Origin of the sequence: Fulvivirga lutimaris (genome assembly GCF_009711525.1) — a bacterium.
In the GTDB taxonomy this organism is placed as follows: Bacteria; Bacteroidota; Bacteroidia; order Cytophagales; family Cyclobacteriaceae; genus Fulvivirga; species Fulvivirga lutimaris.
In genome coordinates this window covers 1-2,693 of record NZ_SMLV01000137.1, presented here as the reverse complement: position 1 = coordinate 2,693, position 2,693 = coordinate 1, and the positions used below count along the sequence as shown (strand labels likewise).

Genomic DNA, 2,693 nt, shown 5'->3' with positions numbered 1-2,693 from the left:
TAGAAATATTAGAGAAGGAAAGTACAAGAAAGATGAAGTGGTGCGCTTTGATCATAGGGTTAATTTGATCGAGACCAAAGTAGCTGATAAAAAGACGGGTAAATTCAAAGAGCCTAAGGTATACGTATCTCAAGGTGAAGTAAGAGATATGATGGCCGGAGCGCTTTATCTAAGAACCATTGACTTCTCTAAAATGAAGAAAGGAGATAAGTTCGTGATTAATGGTTTCTTCGAAGACACTTTTTATGACTTGGAGATGATCTATAGAGGAAAGGAGAAAGTGAAGACTAAAGCTGGCAAATTTAATGCTATCAGGCTTGCTCCAGTAGTTCCTAATAATGAGCTGTTTGATGGTGAAGATTCAGTCATTGCCTGGGTAACAGATGATAAAAACAGAATGCCTTTGAAAATTCAGGCTAAGATGTTTATCGGAAATGTTAGCGTTGAGTTAACTGATTATAAGAATACGCAGCATGATGTTACCAGCAGAATAAAATAGGAAAATAGAAAATTAATGGATTGAAAATAGGACAAGCTCGCTTGTCCTATTTTTTTGTGTTATATTCATACTATGAAACTTCTGATTCTATCTGTAGCAGTTCTATTATCTCCATCTTTATTGGCTCAAGAAGGAGAAAGGCTTATTAAATTTCAATCAGAGGATGGTGTGACTATTACAGCTGATTTGTATATGATTCACCCTGACACTGCACCATTTATTGTTTTATTTCATCAGGCCAACTGGAGTAGGGGCGAGTACAATGAAATTGCACCAGAGCTCAATACGCTGGGATATAATTGTCTATCAGTTGATTTGAGGTCCGGTGGTGCTATTAACAATGTAACTAATCAAACTAAGCTCAATGCAGCTAAGGCTATGAAGTCAACGCAGTATGTTGACGCATTGGTCGACATGCGCGCGGCTATTAATTATGCCAAAAAGAATTTCGCTTCTGACAAACTAATAATCTGGGGTAGTTCTTATTCTTCTGCTTTGGCTTTAAAGCTCGCAGCTGATATGAATGAAAGCGTTGATGCTGTGATAGCCTTTTCGCCAGGGGAGTACTTTGTGGCTCAGGGTAAGCCTAGAGATTACATTACCTCTGTCGCGGGGAATATTGATCAACATACATTTATTGCCTCTGCCAAGTCTGAAAAGGGCAATTGGTGGGGTATATACGTTTCTATCACTTCAGACAACAAATCTTATTACCTACCTGAAACGGTAGGAAATCACGGTTCTAAGGCTCTTTGGTCACAATATTCTGATTCTGGAGGTTATTGGAAAGCGTTAAAATCCTTCCTTGCTTCAATTTGAAATAATTTATTCTTTAACTTTGCGTTAATAAGGGCTGTATCAAGCACTTCGTAGTAATTACGGTAATTGATACAGCTTATTTTTTATTATAAAAACCAACATGAAGAACGCTTTTATTTTATTTTTTGCGCTTGCTATTATTTCTTGTAGTAATGAGAACTCCAAAAACGGAGATAAATTTTTCAGTAATGGGGAATATGACAAGGCAGTAGAGGCCTATACAGTGTATCTGAATACAGAACCAAGAGACATAAAAACTATCTACAATAGAGGTAGGGCTTATGAGGAGCTGGGTAAGTATGAACTTGCTTTGAAAGATTTTAATAGGGTGATAAAGGAAGATCCACTGAATGTAAATGCTCACTTAAGCATCATGGTGGATTATTATGATCGACTTAATGATTATGAGAACACCATTTTCTATGCAGAAAAAGTACTTAAGCTAGATGAAACTAACGCTAATGCATTTACATTAAAAGGTAAAGCACATCAAAAATTGGGGCAACTTCCTGAGGCACTTAGCGCTTATAACGCAGCTATAAGTGTAGATAAAGAATATGCCGAGGCTTACTTATCCAGAGGGGCACTCAGAATATATACGAAACAAACAAGTCGTGCCTGCTCAGACTTTCGAATGGCTCAAACTTTAGGCGTTGAAAAGGCCGATGAGCTCCTTAAGAAATATTGCCGATAGTAACTCAGGATTTCAATTTAGTTATGTCCATAGCAAATTTGATTACGCCATAAGCTACATTGTCATCATTTCTTAAAACAGAATAGGCTCCGAGAAGTATAACCTTATTTCCCATTTTATCATACCTTGTAAACTCTCCCTTGTGAGGGTTACCATTAGCTAGTTCATTCCAAAACTCCTTATATGGGTCGCTTTGGGCGTATTCCTTGTCAACGAATATTCTATGGTGCTTGCCAAGTATTTCATCTTTACTGTACATCATTAATTCACAAAAGGCATCATTAGCGTCAACTATATTGCCTTGAAGGTCAAATTCAATTGAGCCTACACCGCTTCCGTTGATGGCTTCATATTTGGATTTGAATTTTAAGGATGTTCTTTCCATTTCTTCTTGCGTTGCCGACAGCTCTTCCATATTTTGACGCATTTCCTCTTCCTGTGCTCGCATTTCTTCCGTCTGTTGCTGAGACTCCTCATAAAGAAGTTTGGTTCGAACATTGATTTTTGCAGAAGTAATAGTTGTTGCAATGTTTTCACAAGCCCTTTTTAGAAAATCTATTTCATATTGTTCTAATTGTTTGAAAGATGCAAGCTCAATTACTCCCTCGATGCTGTCTTCCGTTTGTATTGGGATCAATAAAAGATTGGATGGGGGAGCATCACCAAGGCCAGAAGTAATTC

The 2,693-nt window shown here is 37.6% G+C and carries 4 protein-coding genes; 3 read left to right on the top strand and 1 reads right to left on the bottom strand.

Annotated elements, in window-relative coordinates; genetic code table 11:
- The 3 genes from E1140_RS00810 to E1140_RS00800 form a co-directional block, all read left to right on the top strand.
- Positions 1-499: DUF3108 domain-containing protein (locus E1140_RS00810; protein ID WP_155178053.1), on the top strand; the 499-nt coding region annotated here is incomplete at its 5' end.
- A 72-nt stretch (positions 500-571) separates the two neighbouring features.
- Complete coding sequence (locus E1140_RS00805) at positions 572-1,318, top strand: alpha/beta hydrolase (RefSeq protein WP_155178052.1); 747 nt, start codon at positions 572-574, stop codon at positions 1,316-1,318.
- Between the two features lie 100 nt (positions 1,319-1,418).
- Positions 1,419-2,012, top strand: a complete 594-nt coding sequence (locus E1140_RS00800; RefSeq protein ID WP_155178051.1) for a tetratricopeptide repeat protein — start codon at positions 1,419-1,421, stop codon at positions 2,010-2,012.
- Positions 2,013-2,016: 4 nt separating this feature from the next.
- Here the strand turns inward: E1140_RS00800 and E1140_RS00795 are convergent.
- Positions 2,017-2,693, bottom strand: a 677-nt coding sequence (locus E1140_RS00795; RefSeq protein WP_155178050.1) for a PAS domain-containing protein, incomplete at its 5' end; no start/stop codon positions are given.